This window comes from uncultured Parabacteroides sp. (genome assembly GCF_947855115.1).
Taxonomy (GTDB): domain Bacteria; phylum Bacteroidota; class Bacteroidia; order Bacteroidales; family Tannerellaceae; genus Parabacteroides.
In genome coordinates this window covers 107,621-128,843 of record NZ_CANTZW010000006.1, presented here as the reverse complement: position 1 = coordinate 128,843, position 21,223 = coordinate 107,621, and the positions used below count along the sequence as shown (strand labels likewise).

At 41.2% G+C, this 21,223-nt stretch carries 20 protein-coding genes; 19 read left to right on the top strand and 1 reads right to left on the bottom strand.

What is annotated here, in order from left to right:
- Positions 1 to 4: 4 nt before the first annotated feature.
- On the bottom strand, positions 5 to 1,495 hold the full coding sequence (locus Q0110_RS06340) for a cobyric acid synthase (RefSeq protein ID WP_297904379.1): 1,491 nt from the start codon (positions 1,493 to 1,495) through the stop codon (positions 5 to 7).
- Positions 1,496 to 1,560: 65 nt separating this feature from the next.
- Here Q0110_RS06340 and Q0110_RS06335 point away from each other — a divergent pair, with 65 nt between their 5' ends.
- The 19 genes from Q0110_RS06335 (at position 1,561) to Q0110_RS06245 (ending at position 21,215) form a co-directional block, all read left to right on the top strand.
- Positions 1,561 to 2,496 carry a site-specific integrase gene (locus tag Q0110_RS06335; RefSeq protein WP_297904376.1) on the top strand — a complete coding sequence of 312 codons (936 nt, stop codon included), beginning with the start codon at positions 1,561 to 1,563 and terminating at the stop codon, positions 2,494 to 2,496.
- Between the two features lie 515 nt (positions 2,497 to 3,011).
- Complete coding sequence (locus tag Q0110_RS06330; protein ID WP_297904373.1) at positions 3,012 to 4,118, top strand: transcriptional regulator; 1,107 nt, start codon at positions 3,012 to 3,014, stop codon at positions 4,116 to 4,118.
- A 43-nt stretch (positions 4,119 to 4,161) separates the two neighbouring features.
- On the top strand, positions 4,162 to 4,545 hold the full coding sequence (locus Q0110_RS06325; RefSeq protein ID WP_297904370.1) for a hypothetical protein: 384 nt from the start codon (positions 4,162 to 4,164) through the stop codon (positions 4,543 to 4,545).
- 6 nt (positions 4,546 to 4,551) lie between these two features.
- Complete coding sequence (locus Q0110_RS06320) at positions 4,552 to 5,196, top strand: sugar transferase (RefSeq protein WP_297904367.1); 645 nt, start codon at positions 4,552 to 4,554, stop codon at positions 5,194 to 5,196.
- 50 nt (positions 5,197 to 5,246) lie between these two features.
- Positions 5,247 to 5,372, top strand: a complete 126-nt coding sequence (locus Q0110_RS06315; protein ID WP_297904364.1) for a hypothetical protein — start codon at positions 5,247 to 5,249, stop codon at positions 5,370 to 5,372.
- A 249-nt stretch (positions 5,373 to 5,621) separates the two neighbouring features.
- Positions 5,622 to 6,941 (top strand): nucleotide sugar dehydrogenase, encoded by a 1,320-nt coding sequence (locus Q0110_RS06310; RefSeq protein WP_297904361.1) that lies wholly within the window; start codon positions 5,622 to 5,624, stop codon positions 6,939 to 6,941.
- A 17-nt stretch (positions 6,942 to 6,958) separates the two neighbouring features.
- Positions 6,959 to 8,218: an oligosaccharide flippase family protein gene (locus tag Q0110_RS06305; protein WP_297904358.1), complete on the top strand. Its 1,260-nt coding sequence runs from the start codon at positions 6,959 to 6,961 to the stop codon at positions 8,216 to 8,218.
- Positions 8,219 to 8,383: 165 nt separating this feature from the next.
- Positions 8,384 to 9,136, top strand: a complete 753-nt coding sequence (locus tag Q0110_RS06300) for a hypothetical protein (RefSeq protein WP_297904355.1) — start codon at positions 8,384 to 8,386, stop codon at positions 9,134 to 9,136.
- Positions 9,137 to 9,235: 99 nt separating this feature from the next.
- Complete coding sequence (locus Q0110_RS06295; protein ID WP_297904352.1) at positions 9,236 to 10,234, top strand: polysaccharide lyase family 8 super-sandwich domain-containing protein; 999 nt, start codon at positions 9,236 to 9,238, stop codon at positions 10,232 to 10,234.
- A gap of 98 nt (positions 10,235 to 10,332) precedes the next feature.
- Complete coding sequence (locus Q0110_RS06290; protein ID WP_297904349.1) at positions 10,333 to 11,478, top strand: hypothetical protein; 1,146 nt, start codon at positions 10,333 to 10,335, stop codon at positions 11,476 to 11,478.
- Positions 11,447 to 12,334 (top strand): glycosyltransferase family 2 protein, encoded by an 888-nt coding sequence (locus tag Q0110_RS06285; RefSeq protein WP_297904346.1) that lies wholly within the window; start codon positions 11,447 to 11,449, stop codon positions 12,332 to 12,334. Before Q0110_RS06290 ends, Q0110_RS06285 begins: the two co-directional genes overlap by 32 nt.
- Entirely contained in the window at positions 12,331 to 13,047 is a 717-nt protein-coding gene (locus tag Q0110_RS06280) for an IspD/TarI family cytidylyltransferase (protein ID WP_297904343.1), read from the top strand. Before Q0110_RS06285 ends, Q0110_RS06280 begins: the two co-directional genes overlap by 4 nt.
- 12 nt (positions 13,048 to 13,059) lie before the next feature.
- Positions 13,060 to 14,037, top strand: a complete 978-nt coding sequence (locus tag Q0110_RS06275; RefSeq protein ID WP_297904340.1) for an NAD-dependent epimerase/dehydratase family protein — start codon at positions 13,060 to 13,062, stop codon at positions 14,035 to 14,037.
- Between the two features lie 10 nt (positions 14,038 to 14,047).
- Positions 14,048 to 14,950 carry a LicD family protein gene (locus tag Q0110_RS06270; protein ID WP_297904336.1) on the top strand — a complete coding sequence of 301 codons (903 nt, stop codon included), beginning with the start codon at positions 14,048 to 14,050 and terminating at the stop codon, positions 14,948 to 14,950.
- Between the two features lie 11 nt (positions 14,951 to 14,961).
- Positions 14,962 to 16,002: an acyltransferase family protein gene (locus tag Q0110_RS06265; RefSeq protein WP_297904333.1), complete on the top strand. Its 1,041-nt coding sequence runs from the start codon at positions 14,962 to 14,964 to the stop codon at positions 16,000 to 16,002.
- Complete coding sequence (locus Q0110_RS06260; protein WP_297904330.1) at positions 15,999 to 17,456, top strand: radical SAM protein; 1,458 nt, start codon at positions 15,999 to 16,001, stop codon at positions 17,454 to 17,456. The genes Q0110_RS06265 and Q0110_RS06260 overlap by 4 nt, the downstream gene beginning before the upstream one ends.
- Positions 17,457 to 17,472: 16 nt before the next feature.
- Positions 17,473 to 18,225: a glycosyltransferase family 2 protein gene (locus Q0110_RS06255; RefSeq protein ID WP_297904327.1), complete on the top strand. Its 753-nt coding sequence runs from the start codon at positions 17,473 to 17,475 to the stop codon at positions 18,223 to 18,225.
- 228 nt (positions 18,226 to 18,453) lie between these two features.
- A complete protein-coding gene (locus Q0110_RS06250) occupies positions 18,454 to 20,013 on the top strand; it encodes an ATP-binding protein (RefSeq protein WP_297904324.1) in 1,560 nt (519 codons plus the stop codon).
- A gap of 83 nt (positions 20,014 to 20,096) precedes the next feature.
- Positions 20,097 to 21,215, top strand: coding sequence for a DUF5009 domain-containing protein (locus tag Q0110_RS06245; RefSeq protein ID WP_297904321.1), 1,119 nt, complete (start codon positions 20,097 to 20,099; stop codon positions 21,213 to 21,215).
- The last annotated feature ends 8 nt before the right edge of the window (positions 21,216 to 21,223 follow it).

Genomic DNA, 21,223 nt, shown 5'->3' with positions numbered 1-21,223 from the left:
GATATTAGTTTTTTATACTGTTATAAATATATTCCATATCCACGTGCTCCCTTACGAGAGCGGCGAGTTTGTCATACTGCTCTTCCTTAAAAGCGGCATAATCGAAAGGGGCTGTAGTCGTTTCCGTATCAAAACCCTCGGCTAAGTTATCCAATACGACCGGATTATCAAGGATACCATGCATATAACTTCCCCAACATCGGTTGTCGAGGTAATATCCGTCTGTCCGTCCGTCTTCCAGCCGGGCTACGGGTTGCTCGGGAGAGCCGTTTAATAGGGTGGTTCGTCCCATATGTATCTCGTATCCTTTGCAATGCTTGTTTTCGGAGGAGGGGAGGAAAACGAAATCGCTCTGTCTCGTGATTTTTTCCTGTTCGATGATCGTGCATTGAGGTAATAGACCTAGACCGGGAATCGCCGGGATATTTCCTTCGATACCTTCAGGATCTTCCAAGCGGACTCCCATCATTTGATAGCCGCCGCAAATACCGATCACCTTCTTGCCCGCTTTATACGCCCGGATTATCGCCGTCGCTATCCCGTTGGCCCGTAGGCTCTGTAGGTCTGATAGCGTATTTTTCGAGCCGGGAAGCAGGATGATGTCTGCTTTCTCTATCTCATCGATGTTATTGGTGTAATACGGATTGAAACGAGAGTCCATCTCCAATACATCAAAATCGGTGAAATTAGACATTCGTTTCAGCAGAATGATGGCGACATTGATTTTTCCGTCTTTATAGGTGTTGTTTTTCATATCCAACGCGACAGAGTCTTCTTCCTCTATCTTGATATCCCGAAACCATGGGATCACGCCTACCACGGGAATTCCGGTCAATTCCTTTAGTAGGTTCCGTCCTTCATCGAATAAAGAGGCATCTCCACGAAACTTATTGATGATTATTCCTTTCATTAAAGCCCGTTCCTCCGGCCGTAATAGCTCGATCGTCCCATATACGGAACCGAATACGCCGCCCCGGTCTATATCCGCTACCAAGTAGGTGGAAGCTCCAGCGGCCATCGCCATACGCATATTGGTGATGTCTCGGTCTCGCAGGTTCAATTCAGAGATGCTTCCGGCTCCTTCCAGTACGATCGGATTATAGCGGGCTTCCAAGCGATTGAAGGCTTTGATGGCTTCCTTGAATAGCTCCTCTTTCTGGCTTTGTATCCCGAAATAATCTTTGGCAGACATATTGCCGACCGGCTTTCCGTTTAATACGACTTGCGAGCTTTTATCATTTGTCGGCTTCAATAATATCGGGTTCATATCCGTATGCGGGGAAATACCGCAGGCCTCCGCTTGCACGACTTGCGCCCGGCCCATCTCGCCACCTTCCGGGGTAGAGTAAGAGTTGAGAGACATATTTTGTGCCTTGAAAGGTGCCGGCTGATAGCCATCTTGCTTGAAAATACGGCAAAAGGCTGCGTTAATAACGCTTTTACCCGCATCAGAGCAGGTTCCGACAAACATGATAGGTCGTAGGTGTTGCTTCATCTGTATAGATTTTATTTACACAGCGTACAAAGGTAGTATTTTTGGCTTTTTATTAAGGAGAAGATATGAAAAAAGAAGAAGATTTTGTTATGGGCCTGTCGATCTACATGGCTTGTCTGCGTGAGAAAAAACGGTATTCCACGGCTAAGAGTTATCAGGATGCCTTGAATTCGTTCAAGCGTTTCTGCGGTATGGAGTTGATTCCTTATATCCATATTAATAGGAACAGGCTTTTGTGCTATCAATCATGGTTGTTGGACAAGGGGCGTTCGTTGAATACGGTATCTACCTATATGCGCCGGATTCGTCATATTTATAACTTGGCTGTAGAGGCGGGTGAGGCTCCCTTTGTTCCCAACCTGTTCAAAGATGTTTTCACGGGCGTTGAGAGTAAGCGGAAGAAGGCGTTGCCGCAAGAGATGCTGGAGCGTATGTTTAACGCTCAATTGGAGGATCGGTCTTTGCGGCGTGTGCAGTTGACCGTCCGGTTGATGTTTGCGTTCAGCGGAATAGCGTTTGTGGATCTTGCGCATTTGAAATGGGAGAATATTCGAGATGGGATATTGCTGTATCATCGGCAGAAGAGCGGGTCTCTCATACAGTTGGAGATCCCTTCCGGGGCGTTGCGACTGCTGGAGGAGTTGTCTGCTTGTACAGCAAAGGGATCCCTTTATTTATTTCCTTTTTTGAGTGGAACGAGAACTGGTGAGGCGGCCTACAAGGAATATAACATGGCCTTGTCTCGCTTTAATCGCGACTTGAGGTCGCTGGCGAGATCGACAGGCGTTACGCTTCCGGTCACCTCGTATACGATCCGTCATTCATTCGCCTCGTTCTTGAAGGAACAAGATGTATCGATCGAGGTTATCAGTGAGTTGCTAGGGCATAAGTCTATTAAGACAACACAGATCTATTTGAAGAGCTTTTCGTTGGAACGTTTATCGACGGTAAACCGGAATTGTTTTGAGAGCGTGTGTAAACCGATACCTAAAGTGGGGTAAGAGGCTTGCTACTTGGGAAGTAGCGTATTTCTTTCACGGCGCAAAAGTAATAAAAAATAACAAATAGCAAACAATCATTGGGCTTTTGTTTGTGCTCCGATCTCGATTCTCCTTAAATCTTCGTTCTTATTCCTAGTGTATAGACATGGCAATAGAGACGAAATGATCTCGTATTTCCTAAATCATCACGTCCCCCTTAAAAATTGAACATACATTCTTGTAGAGACGGGGCGTGCCCCGTCTCATCCCCTCAAAATGGTATTCAAAATTACTATCAGACGGTGGGAGACGGAGCACGCTCCGTCTCTACAACTGGGTGATAACCATTTTCCAGCCTGCTACGCTACTTCCCAAGTAGCTTAATATTTCAAACGATGGTGATTTTCAGAAAAGCCATTTTGAAAAGATATAAAGTGTTGTTTATCAGGAGTAAATAGGGCGCTCTTGGTAGGGCTTTGAATTGTTGTGAGACTTGGGTGAATATCTTGATATAATCTTAGGAAAAGATAATCATAATGGTGAATGTTTTGAGAGACGGTTACTCGGAGAGGGGTATGGCGCAAGTTGGTAAGCGCTATGATCTGAAGGTCGTACGCTGGTACGTGCTCACGCTTCCAACCGCAGGTGGTGGGAGGCGCGACAAGATCAGCCCCGCAAAAAGCTTGGATGCCGAGCTTTCCCGGCGCAAGCGTCGTGGGGAAACGTTGTTCGAGTATTTCGCCCCCTCATATGTGGAAGTAAGAAAAGTGGACGGAAAGATGGTTAACACGAAGCGGCCCCTGCTGTTCAACTATGTGTTTGTCCGTGCCTCGGTAGAGGAGATCTTCCAGATGAAACGTACACTTCCCCTATACAATTTCCTTCCCCGGGTTTCTTCCGGAGGCATAACCCATTTCCCTTATCTCTCGGATGACGAGATGGGGAATTTACGTTGGGTGGCGGAATCTTATTCTAACGAGCTTCCAGTGTACGTGCCGGACAGCGATCGCCTGCTGAAAGGTGATTGTGTGCGTATCACGTCCGGTTATTTCGCCGGAATGGAAGCGGAGGTGGTGATCCAGCCGGGTGGCGGGCATAAAAATGTTATGGTGCGTATCCTAGATTGTATGTGGGTTCCCTTGTTTGAGGTGAAAACGGGTGAGTATGAGTTGATCGAGCTGAACACCAAGGGTAAGCACGTCTATACCCATTTGGACAACGACCGCCTGCGGGAGGGTTTGCACGATGCTTTGGGGCGTTATCACACCTCCGGTAGCGTAGTGGAGGAGGATACCCGCTTGGCACATGAGGTGTTGAGGTGCTATGGTTCCCTGTGCGTGGAGACGGATGTGATGCGTTGTAAGATTTACTCGTCTCTTCTTCCTGCCTACAAGCTGTTGGGCGAGGAGGATGAGTTCGTGCGCTTGCTCGCCACGATGCGAAGCATGCTCCCTGTGGTAAAGGCGGCGCAATCTCGTGCCTTGTTGCTGGTCACGCTCTACGGCTGTACGGACAGCAGTCTCTACCGACAGATGGCACACGAGGTGGTAGATCCGTGGCGAGGTGAGTCTTCACCCAAGAAAAGCAAGTTGTCCTTGATCCGTAGGCTGGACGATTACGATCGCTGGCTAAAACACCAATAGAGTTGACAAGTGACAGTTTAAATCAAAATTCATAATTCAAAATATGTCTTCCCTTCCTTCCGGCGTTCGTTTGGTGAGGTTGCTGAACGAGCATTTGAGTGATATCATGAACCGTGAGCGTACGAATACCGCTTCCATCCACCTGTATTGTACGGGTCCTTACTGGGTGGCTTTCGAGTGTTCGGCCTATCAGTTGCGCCGCACGTTCCCAGATAGCGAGACCACGCCGATGCGTTTGTTCGGCTACCCGTTTCCTGTGGTGATGGTATCTGTGACGGATCGTTCGCTCCGTTCGTATGCCCGCAAACACATCTTGCGAAGGAACGATAAGGATTACAAGCAATTAACTGTACCCGGAATCTCCTTGGAGGACTACCAAGAGTGGCACGCCGGCGAGGTGAAAGGATTGCCTTTATTGAATGACTGATTAGACATGATTATAAAAGAGAGTTTGGAAAAACCTGCTGATTTTATCCCGGATGGGATGAATGCCTTCGAACGGAATGTGAAACGAGTAGGGGATTGCTTTTTGGCTTTCATCGCCTTGATCATATTCTCTCCATTGTTTTTAATTTGCTATATCGTCGTGAGGCGTGAGGATGGCGGCCCGGCTATCTTCAAACAAGAGCGTATCGGTCGTTTCGGCCGTCCGTTTCATATCTATAAGTTCCGCAGTATGCGGCTGGATGCTGAGAAATTCGGACCCGCCCTTTACAAAGGAGGTGCGGACCCCCGTATGACCCGTGTGGGCAAGTTCCTGCGTGAGCATCATTTGGACGAGTTGCCTCAATTGTGGAATGTCTTTATCGGTGATATGTCTTTTATCGGCCCCCGTCCGGAACGAAAGTTCTACATCGACCAGATCATGGAACGTGATCCCCGCTATCGTTATCTTTATCAGATCCGTCCGGGCGTGACTTCTTACGCTACGCTCTACAATGGCTATACGGACACGCTGGAGAAGATGCTTCGTCGTTTACGCTATGACTTGTTCTATCTGGAGCACCGCTCGTGGTGGTTCGATTTCAAGATATTGGTGAAGACTTTCTTGAACATAGCGTTCGGGAAGAAATTCTAATAAGGACAACCAAGGAGAGCGATTCTGCCCTCCTTTAAATCAAAAATACCATGAAGAAAGTTTTGAAAGGTTGGCTTATTGACAATGCGGTGACCACCGACAACAAGACTGACAACCAAATCGTCATCACCATCATCTTCCCTCCTCGCTCACGCTGCTTTTACCCGCTGGCTTGACCGAGGTCAAGTACACGTTGACAGTGACAATGCAGTTGCTGGCGCAGGCCATCTACTAACGCCCTATAGTGTGAGTACGTAAGTCTGGATCGGCGGCAAACCGACTGATGGCGGTGGTGATAGTGAAAGTCCGGATGAGATTTGACGGACCTGATAAGTCACTATTACCTGATCGGGTAAATGGCTTAGAAGTGTACTGTATCCCATGCCTTGGGACAAATTGAATGTAGTAATAAATCAAATAACAATATGTCAAAAGAAATCAAGATCGCCGTGGCCGGAACTGGTTACGTAGGATTGAGTATCGCCACTTTGCTGGCGCAGCATCATCCGGTTACGGCCGTGGACGTGATACCGGAGAAGGTAGAGCAGCTGAACCGTAGGCAGTCTCCTATCCAGGATGAGTATATCGAGAAATACTTGGTAGAGAAGAATTTGCGATTGACGGCCACGTTGGATGGAGCGTCTGCGTATCGTGATGCCGATTTCATTGTTATTGCGGCTCCCACGAACTACGACCCGGTAAGGAATTATTTCGATACGCACCATATAGAGGATGTGATCGACTTGGTGTTGAGTGTCAATCCCCATGCCGTGATGGTGATTAAATCCACTATTCCTGTAGGCTATTGCCGGAGTCTTTACTTGAAATACGCCAATAAGGGGATTGAGAGCTTTAACCTGTTGTTCTCCCCGGAGTTCCTACGCGAGAGCAAGGCCCTATACGACAACCTCTATCCCAGCCGTATCATCGTTGGTTATCCGAAGCTGATCGCCGACGAGCGGTTCAAGGAAGAAAACGAGGCCATCTGCCGTATTGCTAATCTTTCGGTATTGGAAGAGGCGGCTCGAACATTTGCCGCCCTGTTGCAAGAGGGAGCTATTAAGCAGGATATCCCCACCCTGTTCATGGGCATGAAGGAGGCTGAGGCAGTGAAGTTGTTTGCCAATACCTACCTCGCTTTGCGTATCAGCTATTTCAATGAATTAGACACATACGCTGAGGTAAAAGGGCTGGATTCGCAAGCCATCATCCAAGGGGTAGGCTTTGATCCCCGTATCGGTACGCATTACAACAACCCCAGCTTTGGTTATGGGGGCTACTGTCTTCCCAAGGATACGAAGCAATTGTTGGCCAATTACCAAGACATTCCCCAGAACATGATGACCGCCATCGTGGAGAGCAACTGCACCCGCAAGGACTTCATCGCCGATCAGGTATTGGCGAAGGCGGGATATTACGGTTATAGCGAGCGTAACAGTTTCCTTCAAACGGAGGAAAAGGAATGCGTGATCGGTGTCTATCGCTTGACCATGAAATCGAACAGCGACAACTTCCGTCAGTCCTCTATCCAAGGCGTGATGAAACGTGTCAAGGCGAAAGGGGCTACGGTTATTATCTATGAACCAACGCTGGAAGACGGTAGCTCATTCTTTGGTAGTATCGTGGTGAACGAACTCTCCAAGTTCAAGGAGATGAGCCATGCCATCATCGCCAACCGCTATGATAGTTGTTTGGACGATGTGGTGGGGAAGGTTTATACGAGGGATATTTTTAGGAGGGATTAAAGATTTTATTCGAAAGGATGAGGTTCTTGAAGGAAAGGCTCGGTAGGAACAAGACCGTATTGGCCAATTTCTCCTATTTAAGCATATTGCAGGTATTTACGATCCTGTTCCCTTTACTGACCTATCCCTATTTGCTGCGGGTCATCGGGTTGGAATTGTATGGGGTGATCGTATTCGCCCAAGTGATCATCAACTATGTATCGTTGGTGATAAATTTTGGGTTCAATATGTCTGGGACGAGGAGTGTAGCGGTCTATAAGGAGGATAAGACGTTATTATCTAGGATTGTATCATCCACATATTTGTGTAAGTTCATCCTTTGGTTCATTTGCCTTGTCATCTATTTATCGGTTATAACCATCGTTCCGTTTTTTCGGGATCATTATTGGGTTTATCTCCTCTCTTTCCTGTTGACATTCAATGAGCTTCTGTTACCCATCTGGTTCTTCCAGGGGGTCGAGAAGATGAAGTATATCACGATCGTGAACCTGTCAGCCCGCCTGTTGTTCGTGGCGGCAATCTTCCTGTTTGTCCATGAGCAAAAGGATTATCTGATCGTTCCCCTGTTAAACGGGATCGGGTCCATGTTTGCGGGTTGCCTTTCTTTGTATATCGTGTTGAGGAAGGAGAGGATAAAGTTGTCTGTGATATCTGTGCGGGAATTGAGATCGGCTTATAAGGAGAGTTTTCCGTTGTTCGTGTCCAGTCTATCCACACAGATTTACGTGAATGTAAACAAGTTGGTGATAGGGTCCTTCCTGGGGATGTCCGAGGTCTCCATTTATGATATGGCAGATAAGGTATTGCATTTGATGAAGCTCCCTGTCTCCATGATGGCGCAAGCTGCTTTCCCTAAGATTTCTCGGGAACGTAATATCCGTTTCGTGAACCGGGTGATGTTTTTGGTGGCGGGAGCCGTGTTACTGGCTTACGTCTGTATGTTTGTTGGTAGCAACTGGATCGTGTATCTTTTCACCGGGGAATATATGGAGGAAGCCTCTACCGTCATGCGGTTGCTGGGTATATCTGCTCTCTTTGTCTCTTTCAATTCTTTTATGGGAGGGAATCGGCTTGTCCCATTCGGATATTCATCGGTATATATGAAGGTGATGGTAGGTAATTGTCTGTTTTTCTTGTCCGGCATCGGGCTGTTGGGGCTCGCAAGTAACATCTATATGTATACGGTGACAATGATGGCGGTAGCGGTAGAGGCTTTTTGTTTTGTTTCTTTACTTTTTCTGAATAAGAAATTAGGATTATTATATAGCACAATATGAATATATTAAAAAACTAGGAATAGTTATTATGGGTGTTTTGTTGGGAGAAAGTCATGGAGCAGTCAAGAATTTTTCATATGTAGACATGAATGAAGTCTTAAATAATATAAGAGTAATCCTATGGCAGGATGTGAATAGTTCTAAGGTTCTAGATCAAGCTAAGAAATGGAAAAAACTATCAAGGAAAATAGCAGTTGGACAGATATTGATTATCAAGATAAATCAAGGAATCCTTGGTCTCCACAGCAACATTTGAATCGTATATTGGAAATGAGCTTCGCTTATACGGGTGAGGGCATGGATACATTAAAAAATATAGATCTGGGTAATACCATCGTTGCCGCATTAAACTATTGGATGAATGTATTACCGATATGTACGAATTGGTGGTTTAATGATATATCTGTTCCTCAGACGATTGGTGAGATATTGATTCTCTTAAATGAAACGGAATGTCTGAATATGGAATTACGGGATCGGTTGATCTTGTGTATGAAAAAAGGAGATCTTATAAAACATGAGGGAGCAAATAAGACGGACATTACTTTATATTATCTGTTTCGAGCTACTCTGACCGGAGATGAAAGGTTGATGAGAGAGACCGTAAAAGAGGCTTTCGGTGTACTTTCGAAAGGAAAGCGGGAAGGCATACAAATAGATGATTCCTGTCATCAGCATGGAGATCAGTTGTATATATCTGGTTATGGGGATGTGTTGATCGAGGGCGTATTATCTATTGCCCGTTACCTGAAAGGGACTGATTACAGTTTATCAAAGGAGCAGTTAAATGTTTTGTTGGACTTCGTGTTGAATGGATATGGTTCTATTTTCAGATCTGTTTATAAGGACTATAATGCCGGGGAACAGCTTCTTTTGCGGAAAAGCGTATTAAAAAAGAGCGATATTATAAAAAATTAGAGTTGTTATCAGAACTAGATATACAGAATGAACTAAAATATCGAGAGCTTGTGCGGGAAATAGCATCGGTGTCTAACGTTAAGTAATGAATATAATCGATTGTTTTGGTGTTCCGATTATATGGTACATAATAATCCTTCCTATCAAGCATCCGTACGATGTTATAAGGCTGAGACCGGAGGTAATGGAGAGAACTTGAAAGGGACTTTATTGTCTGCAGGATCATTTTCTGTACGTGTATCGGGAGATGAGTATTTTAATATTTTTCCTTGTTGGGATTGGGCGAGAGTACCTGGTGTGACATCATTGTATCGGGTCCCGTCTTATACCAAGGAATGGGGAAAATCAGGCAAGACAACTTTTGTGGGTGGAGTTTCTGATGGAAAGACTGGGACTTTTGCTATGGATTATGCGGAATATGGTGTGAAAGCTCGTAAAGGTTATTTCTTTTTCAAGGATGAGATCATTTGTTTGGGGGCTGGCATAGAAGGGAATGGCCCAAATGTGGAAATCATTACTTCTATTAATCAATGCTTGCATAGAGGAGATATGATACAAGGTATTGGATCTGTTTGTCACGATCATATAGGTTATTATAGCATAGATTCTCCTGAAATGATAGTAGAGACAGATGTCTACCAAGGAAGTTGGAGAGATATCAATTTAACTCAATCGAGGGATCTTGTACAACAGAAAATATTTTCTCTATATATAGATCATGGAAAAGGTATAAAGAATGGGAAATATTCGTGTGTGATTGTTCCGGGTTTAACGCAGGATGAATTCAAATCTCATTCGATCCATCATATGGAGGTGTTGCAAAATGACATATTTGTACAGGCGGTAGCTAATACTGAAACACATACGTTACAAGTCGTGTTTTATGAGGCTGGAGAGTTTGATTGTAAGGGATTAAAGTTACTTGTGGATTCTCCTTGTGCTATTTTAATGCCCGATTATAAACGGCTTGATAAGCTCTATATCAGTGATCCTTCACAAAAGAAGGAACAAATCACCCTCAACCTTAATGAGAAAGAATATACAATCCGGTTACCAAAAGGAAATCTGGATGGTTCTTCTATATCTATACATATTTGAATATGGAAACACTCTCATTACGTATAAGCAAGGACACTATTCGGCAATGTTTGTCTAAAATAAGCATAATGATCCTTTGTGTCATAATGCTTTATTCGATGAAGCCTTGGTTCTTTTGGAATGAAACAACGCCTATATTATATGTTTTGATCCTTTTATTTATTATCGTAAGGATTCCCTTTTTAGGAAAAATATTAAAGAGGAAGCAATTTGTTCTTTGTTGCTTGTGCCTGCTTATGTATAGCAGTGTTGATTTGTTAGATCTTGTTCATCCGGTTTTTATTATACAATATTTATTTAGGAATTTACTGCTGGTCTTCTTTGTTATTCTTTTTTCGGATGATGAAAAAAGGAATTTAGTGAGGCTTTTTACCAAAGTATATTCAGTTATACTATTTATGAGTATAATAGCTTATGTATTTTACTTATTGGATATAAGTATGCCATATACAATCATGAGGTATGAGTATAATACCGGGTATCCTAGTTTTAGAAATTATACATTCTTGATAATACGGAACGAAACAGAATTCTTCTCTCGTTTTCAGTCTATTTTCTTGGAACCTGGACATGTGGGGATGATTTCTTCTTTATTATTATATGTAAATCAATATAATTTAAAAAGGATACCAGTATTTGTTATTTTTATATCAGTGCTGCTTTCTTTCTCCTTGGCAGCGTATGTGTTGCTTGTGTTAGGTATGACATTGTATTATGTGATGAAAAGTAAACATTATTTTAGAAGAGTTTTGCATGTGTCTTTTTTTCTTGGTTCTGTTGTGGTGATCTCTGTGATCTTTTATGTAAATAATCCCGATTCCGTTTATTCAAAATTTGTTGTAGCTCGGTTGGATTATGATGAGGAACGAGGGATCTCTGGAAATAATCGTACGAACAATCAGTTTGATTATTATTATGATAAAGTTTTTTTGCAAAGTAATGATGTTTTGCTCGGAATAGGAGATGAGGAATTTGCTAGGAGATTTGGTAGTGGAAATAGCTCTTATGAAACATTTATAGTTCAAAATGGGGTAATAAGTTTGATCTTTCTGTTTGTTTTTTATTGTATACTTGTTTGTCGTTGCTTATCTCCTGTTTATGTTGGATTGCTAATTCTTTATGTTGCGTCGTTCTTGCAAAGACCATATGCGTTATGGGAGGTTGAGTTGTTTCTTTTTATGAGTGCAGGATCTATCTTAAAGTATAAATGTAATGATAAATTATTCGATTATTATTCCACATAGGAATATACCAAAGTTATTGCAGCGTTGTTTGGATTCTATTCCGTATAGAGATGATATTCAGATTATTGTAGTGGATGACAATAGTGATCCTAAAGTGGTGGATTTTGATAATTTCCCAGGGATGAATGCTCCTAACGTAGAAGTATATTTTACAAAAGAAGGGAAAGGAGCTGGATATGCTCGGAATGTAGGATTAGAACATGCAAAAGGAAAATGGATATTGTTTGCAGATGCTGATGATTATTTTACTCAAGAATTGGTGACAATTCTTGATACATTGAAAGAATCAAATAATGATCTAATATTCCTTGGGTCTAAATGTATTGATGGAGTCACGAAAAGAATACATAAAAGAGATCTTAAGTATTCTAAATTAATGAAAGAAGCATTAGCAGGAAATAAGGATAAGTATAGATATAATGCATATGTTCCGTTTGCAAAGATTATTCGTTCTGATTTGATACGGGATAATTATATTTTATTCGATGAGACTATAGTTGCGAATGATATGATGGGATCAATCAGAATGGCTTATTGTTCTAAATCTACAGGATTTGATGATAGATGTATTTATATTAGGGAAGTACGGAATGGATCTTTGATGTCAAAACGAAGTATACAATATTTGATTTGTCGATTTAATGTTTGGTTAAGAGTTAATGATTTCTTAACTGATATAGGTTTTTCTAAATATCATATAAATCTAATACCAACGTTAATAAAAATATTACTTAAAGGTAATATAGATGTTTTTTTTGATCTTATTTTTATATTATTGAAAGATAATAAAGTTAGTGCTAAAAAACAAATATTAGATTTGTTTATGTATCAAATATTAAAAATAAAAAAATCATGAATGTATCTTTAATATTTGCAGGAGGATCAGGCCGTCGGATGAATACGAAAGGTCGCCCTAAACAATTTTTGGAATTTCGTGGAAAGCCTATTATCATTTATACGTTAGAATTGTTTGATAATCATTCTGAAATTGATGCTATTGTAGTGGTGTGTCTTAGAAATTGGATTCCTTATTTAGAAAAGATGCTCCGTAAATTTGAGATTACGAAGGTGAAAGCTATAGTCTCGGGTGGAAGTACTGGACAAGATTCTATTTATTCAGGTTTAAAAGCGATAGCGGAGAACTTTTCGTTAGACAGCACTGTGTTGATTCATGATGGAGTGAGACCTTTGATTACGGAAGATACCATTAGTGAAAATATAGAATGTGTTAAGGAACATGGTTCTTGTATCACTTGTATTCCTGCAACGGAAACTTTTATTGTCTCACGTTGGGATGGTAGTTTAAATATTCCTTCTCGATCGGATTCTTTTATTGCTCGTGCTCCTCAAAGCTTTATTTTATCAGATATTCTTTCTGCACATAAAAAGTCTTTACAAGAGAATAGGCATGATTTTATAGATTCTTGTTCTATGATGAGTTATTATGGTTATAAGTTACATACAATTATAGGACCTATGGAGAATATAAAGATTACTACACCTACTGATTATTTTATATTCAAAGCAATGGTTGATGTACACGAAAATCAGCAGATATTTGGATTTTAATATTGAATATTCATGAATAAAATAATAGATAAACTACGGTCTAAATCTATTTTGATAACTGGGGCCTCTGGTTTAATTTGCTCTTCTTTTATAGATCTCCTAATGTACTATAATAAACAAGGAATCCATATAAGTATTTATGCGATGAGTAGAAATGAAGAATATGCTCACAAGCGCTTTGAGACCTATTGGGGGAATCCATTGTTTACTTTTATCGAACATGATGTAATAGAGCCTTTTTCATTGGATCTATCGTTGGATTATATTATTCATGGAGCAAGTAATGCGTCTCCGAAGCGTTACACTACCGATCCGGTAGGAACTATGAAGTCTAATCTTTGGGGTGTATCAAATTTATTGGAGTTGGCAAAAGAGAAAAAGGCAAGGCTCCTATATATATCTTCAGGAGAGGTGTATGGAGAAGGAGGTGGGGTGGATTTTGTTGAGGGTTATAGTGGTTATGTGGATTGTTTGAATCCTAGGGCTTGCTACCCCTCTAGTAAACGTGCTTCGGAGACACTTTGTGTTTCTTATAAAGAGCAATATGGAGTGGATGTTGTAATCGCACGTCCTGGGCATATATACGGAATGGATACCGATCGCGATGATAGGGCATTCGCTCAATTCTTACGAAATGCTAAGAAAAATGCGAATGTGGTCATGAAAAGTGAGGGTTGTCAGGTTCGTTCTTATTGCTATGTTGAAGATTGTGCTTCTGCCTTATTATATATTTTGCTACGGGGTATAAATGGCAAGGCTTACAATATCGCAAATAGTGACTCTGTGTTATCTATTAAAGAACTGGCAGAGTTAATAGCTCAAGCAGCGGGTGTAAAGGTTATGTATGATATTCCTTCCAATTCCGAATCTAAGGGATATTCTAAAGTGCAACGAGCTGTATTGGATTCTTCATTGTTGGAATCTTTGGGCTGGAAACCTCAAGTATCATTGGAAGAAGGATTGAGACGAGTTTTAGGAATATATAAATGAAATTGTGGTTATGTTAAGCATACAAGATTACGTTAAAAACTCAGAGACACAAGCTCGATTAGGCTTAAGAATACCAACGAAGGAGGAACTAAAGCAAATTCAAGATATATTGCTAGATATGTATAAAGATATATTGTATATCTGTGAGAAAAAGCGATTAACAGTCTTGCTAGGTGGTGGTAGCGCATTAGGAGCAGTACGGCATGGTGGCTTTATTCCTTGGGATGATGATATTGATTTGATTATACCTCGAAAAGACATATTCTTGTTTTTAAGTACATTCAAAGAAGAGTTTGGTGATAAATATGATGTGACATCTCCGTCAAATGGAGGTGATGTACCTGATATAGTGCCTCGTATTCATCGTAAAAGAACTTTGCTTGTCAACTTGTTCGATAAAAGAAAAATAGGTCCATCTGGTGTGTCTATAGATATTACTATCATGGATTTTGTTCCAGAAAATAGGCTGCTTCGTTTTCTGCATGGTACGGTTTCCAATGTAATGTTTTTTCTGGTTAATTCAAAAGGTATGTGGTTGTGTTGTAATGAGTGTTCTGATAGTTTTTTTAGCTCCAATATCAAGTCGTATTTATTTTATAAGTTTCGATTGTTTGTAGGAGCTTCTTTATTTTTTATTAGCTATCGTAAAATCTGTTTATGGTTTGATAAATGGACTTCTTTGTGTAGAATATCAAACTTGTTGTCTATTCCGGTCGGTCGAAAACACTATTTTGGAGAAATGTTATGTAAAGATGTGTTTTATCCTCCAAAGGAAATGCTTTTCGAGGGAGTGAAAGCTTATGTTCCCAATGACTTAACAACCTATTTGAGGAATTTGTATGGAGAAGATTATATGTCACTTCCTCCTGTCGAAAAACGAGAATCACATCCTTTTGTCCTTTTGAATTTGTAATCAAGCGATATATGAATGCAAGGATATCTTACATTGATCAATTAAAAGGAATCGCAATCTTGCTTGTTGTGCTTGGGCATATTATAGGGTATAACAATTGTGAGAATAGTTTCTTATGGCGCTTTATCTATTCATTCCATATGCCTCTTTTTATGTTCATTAGTGGGTATGTTGCCCAAATGACATTTCGGATAGAGAATTTTGGTTGGAATGAGGTATCTTCTTTCATGATCAAAAAGTTTAGGACATTGTTGTTACCTATGGTAACTTGGGGAATTGTGATTCCTTTCTTTTTCTTAAGATCAACTGTTGAGAACAGCTTTATTGATTATCTATTAAACTATATTAAAATGTGGGGAGGTGGATTATGGTTTTTCGCTACTCTCTTTTTTCTCTCGATTTTATTCTTGTTATATAGATGGATCATTAAGCTGATAAATTCCAAATCAATCATTATGGATTATGTGATCTTATTATTCTTGTTTGTGCTTATTGTATTGTTGCATAAATCTTTGCCTAAAGATGAGGTTTATTCAGAAGGTATACGTTCTGTTTTTAGTTATTTCACGTTTTACTTTTTAGGAACAATAGTATGCAAACAAACCAAATTGAGGAATCTTGTTTTGGATGATAACTTGTTTTTCTCATTTTCATTTGTTATGTTTTACCTGCTGATACCTTCTTTTGTATATGATATGTCTTCAATGTTTAACCAATTGATGAAGATCGTGTTGTCATTATTCGCTATCCCTTCTTTGTTCTTTATTGTTCGCCATGTTTCTTGGAATAGACAGGTAGATAATATGTTCCAATATTTCGGCCGTGAGTCTTTATCTATTTATGTGACTCATAATGGGCCTTTTTCCTTTTTATTGGTATTATCCAATTATGTTACTTTATCATCTGTTGATAATATACTTTGTTTTTTATTCCTATTGGTATTTTCATTATTCATTTGTTATGCTTCTATATGGATAAGGAACATAGTCTCTATATCTCCTATTTTGGAATTATTTTTATACGGAAAATCTTATAAAAGAAAATCGATATGAACATCTATTTTATCAATCCCCCATTTAAGGCTAAGTATGGAAAATTCTCTCGTGAGTCTCGTAGTCCAGCAATTACGAAAAGTGGGGCTTTATATTATCCTCTATGGCTGATTTATGCGGCTTTGTATTCAAGCAAACAGGGACATAATGTCTCTTTTTTGGATGCTCCAGCTAAACAGTTAAATGAGGAACAGTCTTTAAACATTATTCGGAAGACGGATAATGAGCATTCATTGTTTGTTTTAGATACAAGTACGCCTTCCATTAAAAGTGACGTTGCTTTTGCCGGGAAGCTGAAGGCATTGTATCCTCACTCGTTTATCGTACTTGTGGGGACTCATCCTTCGGCTTGCGCAGAAGAGACGTTGGGTTATTCGAATGCGGTGGATGCGGTCGCTATTGGGGAATATGATTGTATCGTGAATGAGCTAGCGAATGTTCTGGACGCAGGAAAGGATCTGCGGGAGGTTCGAGGGCTTTGTTTTTGGGACGGGAAGGAGTTTGTACGAACCGCGCATATGCCACCGATGAAGAATTTGGATGATCTTCCTTTTGCCTCACAATTTATCAAGGAACATTTAAATGAGAGGGATTACTTTTTCGCTGCTGCCACATATCCCTCTATCCAGATATTTACCGGGCGTGGATGTCCCTTCCGTTGTAATTTCTGTGTCTATCCGCAAACGATGCATGGGCATGCTTTTCGGGCACGATCCGCAGAGAATGTGGTGGCCGAGTTCGAATACATTGCCGCTAATTTCCCAGATGTGAAGGAGGTAGTAATCGAGGATGATACATTTACAGCCAATAAGAAGCGAGTATTGGACATTTGTCGTTTGTTAGTGGAAAAGAAATTGAATAAACGGCTGAAATGGTTATGTAATGCTCGTGTGGACCTTGATTTGGAAACGATGTTGGCTATGAAAAAGGCCGGATGTCGTTTGATTATTCCGGGTATAGAGAGTGGTAGCCAACAGATATTGGATAACATCAAGAAAGGAACGAAGGTGGAATATTTCTATCAGTATGTTGCCAACGCTAAAAAGGCGGGTTTGTTAATACATGCTTGTTATATGGTCGGTAACCAAGGCGAAACCCGGGAAACCATGGAAGAGACTCTTCGGTTAGCGTTAAGGTTGAATACGGATACTGCCCAGTTTTTCCCGTTGATACCTTATCCCGGTACGGAGGCTTATCAGTGGGCGAGGGAAAACAACTATATAGAGACGGATTATGAGAAGTATTGTTTGCCGGATGGTACACATAACACCGTATTGTCTTTACCAGATCTTTCCGCAGGGGAAATGGTTGATTTCTGTAATAGGGCACGGAAGAAATATTATTTACGTGCCAGTTACATTTTACATAGGCTGAGAGTCGGTTTGCGTAATCCTTCAGACTTGAAACGTTCGCTTAAGGCATTCGCTAAGTTGAAACGCTATTTGTTTAAATAATCATTTGTATTTTAACGTGTTACCTCTTGTGTCCATTATAACCCCGTGTTATAATGCGGCTCCTTTTATATCCCAAGCGATTGAGTCCGTATTGGCTCAATCGTTTGAGAATTGGGAGATGATTATTGTGGATGATTGTTCTCGTGATGATTCACTCTCAATCATTCAAAAGTATGCGAGAATAGATTCCCGTATTCGATATTTACGGACGGATAAACCATCCGGCTCGCCTACGTTACCCCGTAATATGGGAATAAAGGAAGCGAGAGGACGGTATATCGCTTTTTTGGATAGCGATGATATGTGGTTACCGAATAAGTTAAGCGATCAGTTAAAAGTTTTTGAAAAGTCCGAGGTCGCTATTGTTTTCTCTAATTATGAGAAAGTAAACCTAGATGGTGAGCGAAACGGACGTGAAATAATAGCTCCTTGTGAGGTTGATTATCCTTTGTTATTGAAAGGGAATTGTATAGGATGCTTGACAGCCATGTATGATTCAGCCTTGACGGGAAAAATATTTTTCAAGGAAATTGGGCATGAGGATTATGTATGTTGGCTTTCTATCTTAAAGCAAGGGTATAAAGCGCAGAACACAAATACGGTGACGGCTCTTTACCGAGTTGGTGACCATTCAGTCTCTTCGAATAAATTAAAAGCCATGCGTTGGCAGTGGAACATTTTGAGAAATGAGATGGATTTGCCGGTGTATAAGGCTGTTTATTATTTTATTCATTATGCGATTAGAGCTTTTGCTAAGGCTATGAGGTGATCTTACTCAGTGAAATATTTGTATGCCTTAGATCTAGTGCTTACTCATAGACAAACTGTCTTGTAAAATAGAGGGCGATATTCTACTTCCAACTTATGGGATGTAAAATATCGCCCTTTATTAGGTGGAAAAAATCGAGTATTTCATAGAATGAAAGCTAGAACCGGAGGCTTGTTCTGAAAAAAGTTCTATCTTTGTTCAACAACAGGTGTAGTAAGAAAAAAGGTTATGACGACTGTGCGTAAATTACCGATAGGAATACAGAGTTTCGAGAATATTCGGAATGAGAACTATTTGTATGTGGATAAGACTGCCTTGATTTACCAACTGGTGACGAAAGGTAAGCCTTACTTTCTGAGTCGTCCTCGCCGTTTTGGGAAAAGTTTATTGATATCTACGTTAGAAGCCTATTTCCAAGGAAAAAAAGAATTGTTTAAAGGATTGGCCATTGATCAGCTAGAGCAAGATTGGAATGTTTATCCGGTATTGCATTTGGATTTGAATGCACGTAAATATGAGTCGGAGGCAGATCTGGTGGCTATATTGAACCAATATCTTGAAATGTGGGAGGCTGTTTACGGCGATGAGATGAAATTGCGAGCTCCGGAAGAACGTTTTTTTTACGTGATTCGTCGTGCTTGGGAACAAACGGGCAGACAAGTAGTAGTCTTGATTGATGAATATGATAAGCCCCTTTTGCAAACGATTTATAACGAACCCTTGCAAGAGGCGTATCGACATATCATGAAAGCGTTTTATGGAGTGCTCAAGAGTGCGGATCGTTATTTACGTTTTGTCTTTCTTACCGGAGTTACCAAATTTGCGCAAGTGAGTGTTTTCAGTGATTTGAACCAACTCAATGATATAAGTTTAGACTATGACTATGCGACCCTTTGCGGGATTACCCATGCGGAGTTGGTCGATAATCTAACGCCGGAATTAGAGCGGTTGGGGCAGATGCAGTCTCTATCAAGGGAAGAGACCGTGGAGACAATGGTGCGGCAGTATGACGGGTATCATTTTCATCCGAACCGAGAAGGTGTCTTTAATCCATTTAGCGCATTAAGTGCCTTGCAGAAGAGAGAGTTTGGCGATTATTGGTTTCAGACCGGTACACCTACGTTTCTTGTCGAATTATTAAAGAAAAGCGAGTTTGATCTGCGTATCCTGATTGATGGCGTAGAGACACAGGCTTCGGCCTTTACCGAATACCGTGCGGAACGGAATAATCCGATCCCTCTTCTTTATCAGAGTGGATATTTGACCATAAAGGAGTATGATCCCCGTTTTAAACTTTATAAACTCGAGTTTCCCAATGAAGAGGTTTGCTATGGTTTTCTGAACTTTATAACTCCTTTTTATTCATCTATATCCGATGAGGAAAGAGGCTTTTACATCGGGAAATTCGTGGATGATTTGGAGTCCGGGAACATAGATTCCTTTATGCGGCGTCTTCGTGTCTTTTTTGCGGATTTTCCGTATGAGCTGAATGACAAGACGGAACGTCATTATCAAGTCGTATTTTATTTGGTATTCAAATTGATGGGGCAGTTTTGTGATACGGAGATCCGTAGCGCAAAAGGTCGTGCCGATGCCGTTGTCAAAACAGCAAACTATATTTATCTTTTCGAATTCAAATTGAATGGCACCGTAGAGGAAGCCTTAAAACAAATAGAAGATAAGGGGTATCTCTTACCCTATCAAATAGACGATCGCAAACTTTTCAAGATAGGTGTTTCGTTCGATCAGGTGGAACGGAATGTTGGAGAGTGGGCGGTAGGAGATTAAGGATCCGACGCCCTATTTCTGTAAGGATGGCAGTAGCTTTTATATTTATGATTTTTGGGAGACTTTAAATGTAAATAGATTATATGGAAAAACAAAAACAACAACCCCAGCGGTTGCAATCATTGGATGCCCTTAGGGGTTTTGATATGCTCTTTATTATGGGCGGTGCTTCTTTATTTGTCGCTTTGGCGACATTGTTTCCGAATTCTTTTTTTCAGGCGATAGCTGAGCAGATGGAACATGTGGAATGGAACGGGTTGTCGCATCACGATACGATCTTCCCATTGTTCCTCTTTATTGCGGGTATTTCGTTCCCGTTCTCACTAGAGAAGCAACGAGGAAAAGGTATGACGGATGGAGCGATTTACAAGAAGATCGTCCGTCGTGGAATTACCTTGGTTTTCTTGGGAGTGGTATATAACGGGTTATTGTCGTTTGATTTTGACCACCTGCGTTGCGCAAGTGTATTGGCACGTATCGGGTTGGGATGGATGTTTGCGGCCTTGTTGTTTGTCCGTTTCGGTTGGAAACTGCGTGCGGGGATAGCGGCTTTTATCTTGGTTGGCTATTGGTTGGCGATGGCTTTTGTGCCTGTGCCGGATGCCGGTGGAGCGGGGCCGTTCACATTCGAGGGAAACCTGGTGGGGTATATTGACCGTCTGTTTCTTCCCGGATGTTTACATGAGACTGTTTTTGATCCGGAGGGTTTATTCTCTACCGTTCCCGCAATTGCCACGGCGATGCTGGGTATGCTCACCGGTGAATGGATCAAGCTGCGGAAAGAAGGGCTGACCGACCGAAAGAAAGTGCTTTGTTTGGTAGGAGCGGGAGCTGTGCTGTTGATCGTCGGTTTGTTATGGAGCTTGCTCTTCCCGATCAACAAGAAGTTATGGACAAGTTCCTTTGTCTGTGTAGTAGGTGCTTATTCCGTTTGGATGTTTGCTTTGTTCTTTTATATCATAGATGTATTGAGGTGGCGTAAATGGACCTTGTTTTTTACCGTGATCGGCATGAACTCCATTACGATCTATTTAGCGCAGCGTTTTATCTGTTTCTCCTATACTTCCGAGGCGATATTCGGTGGGTTGGCGAAGCTGATGCCCGAGACCGCTCAGCCTTTGGTGAACGCTATCGCCTATATCGCCGTTTGTTGGGGTTTCTTATATTTCTTATATCGTCAACGAATTTTCTTGAAAGTATAATAGATACA

Excerpts from the sequence above, each read along its gene's own strand:
- Q0110_RS06340 (WP_297904379.1), bottom strand. The coding sequence starts at position 1,495 with ATGAAGCAACACCTACGACCTATCATGTTTGTCGGAACCTGCTCTGAT.
- Q0110_RS06335 (WP_297904376.1), top strand. The coding sequence starts at position 1,561 with ATGAAAAAAGAAGAAGATTTTGTTATGGGCCTGTCGATCTACATGGCT.
- Q0110_RS06330 (WP_297904373.1), top strand. The coding sequence starts at position 3,012 with ATGGTGAATGTTTTGAGAGACGGTTACTCGGAGAGGGGTATGGCGCAA.
- Q0110_RS06325 (WP_297904370.1), top strand. The coding sequence starts at position 4,162 with ATGTCTTCCCTTCCTTCCGGCGTTCGTTTGGTGAGGTTGCTGAACGAG.
- Q0110_RS06320 (WP_297904367.1), top strand. The coding sequence starts at position 4,552 with ATGATTATAAAAGAGAGTTTGGAAAAACCTGCTGATTTTATCCCGGAT.
- Q0110_RS06315 (WP_297904364.1), top strand. The coding sequence starts at position 5,247 with ATGAAGAAAGTTTTGAAAGGTTGGCTTATTGACAATGCGGTGACCACC.
- Q0110_RS06310 (WP_297904361.1), top strand. The coding sequence starts at position 5,622 with ATGTCAAAAGAAATCAAGATCGCCGTGGCCGGAACTGGTTACGTAGGA.
- Q0110_RS06305 (WP_297904358.1), top strand. The coding sequence starts at position 6,959 with ATGAGGTTCTTGAAGGAAAGGCTCGGTAGGAACAAGACCGTATTGGCC.
- Q0110_RS06300 (WP_297904355.1), top strand. The coding sequence starts at position 8,384 with ATGGAAAAAACTATCAAGGAAAATAGCAGTTGGACAGATATTGATTAT.
- Q0110_RS06290 (WP_297904349.1), top strand. The coding sequence starts at position 10,333 with ATGAAGCCTTGGTTCTTTTGGAATGAAACAACGCCTATATTATATGTT.
- Q0110_RS06285 (WP_297904346.1), top strand. The coding sequence starts at position 11,447 with ATGATAAATTATTCGATTATTATTCCACATAGGAATATACCAAAGTTA.
- Q0110_RS06280 (WP_297904343.1), top strand. The coding sequence starts at position 12,331 with ATGAATGTATCTTTAATATTTGCAGGAGGATCAGGCCGTCGGATGAAT.
- Q0110_RS06275 (WP_297904340.1), top strand. The coding sequence starts at position 13,060 with ATGAATAAAATAATAGATAAACTACGGTCTAAATCTATTTTGATAACT.
- Q0110_RS06270 (WP_297904336.1), top strand. The coding sequence starts at position 14,048 with ATGTTAAGCATACAAGATTACGTTAAAAACTCAGAGACACAAGCTCGA.
- Q0110_RS06265 (WP_297904333.1), top strand. The coding sequence starts at position 14,962 with ATGAATGCAAGGATATCTTACATTGATCAATTAAAAGGAATCGCAATC.
- Q0110_RS06260 (WP_297904330.1), top strand. The coding sequence starts at position 15,999 with ATGAACATCTATTTTATCAATCCCCCATTTAAGGCTAAGTATGGAAAA.
- Q0110_RS06250 (WP_297904324.1), top strand. The coding sequence starts at position 18,454 with ATGACGACTGTGCGTAAATTACCGATAGGAATACAGAGTTTCGAGAAT.
- Q0110_RS06245 (WP_297904321.1), top strand. The coding sequence starts at position 20,097 with ATGGAAAAACAAAAACAACAACCCCAGCGGTTGCAATCATTGGATGCC.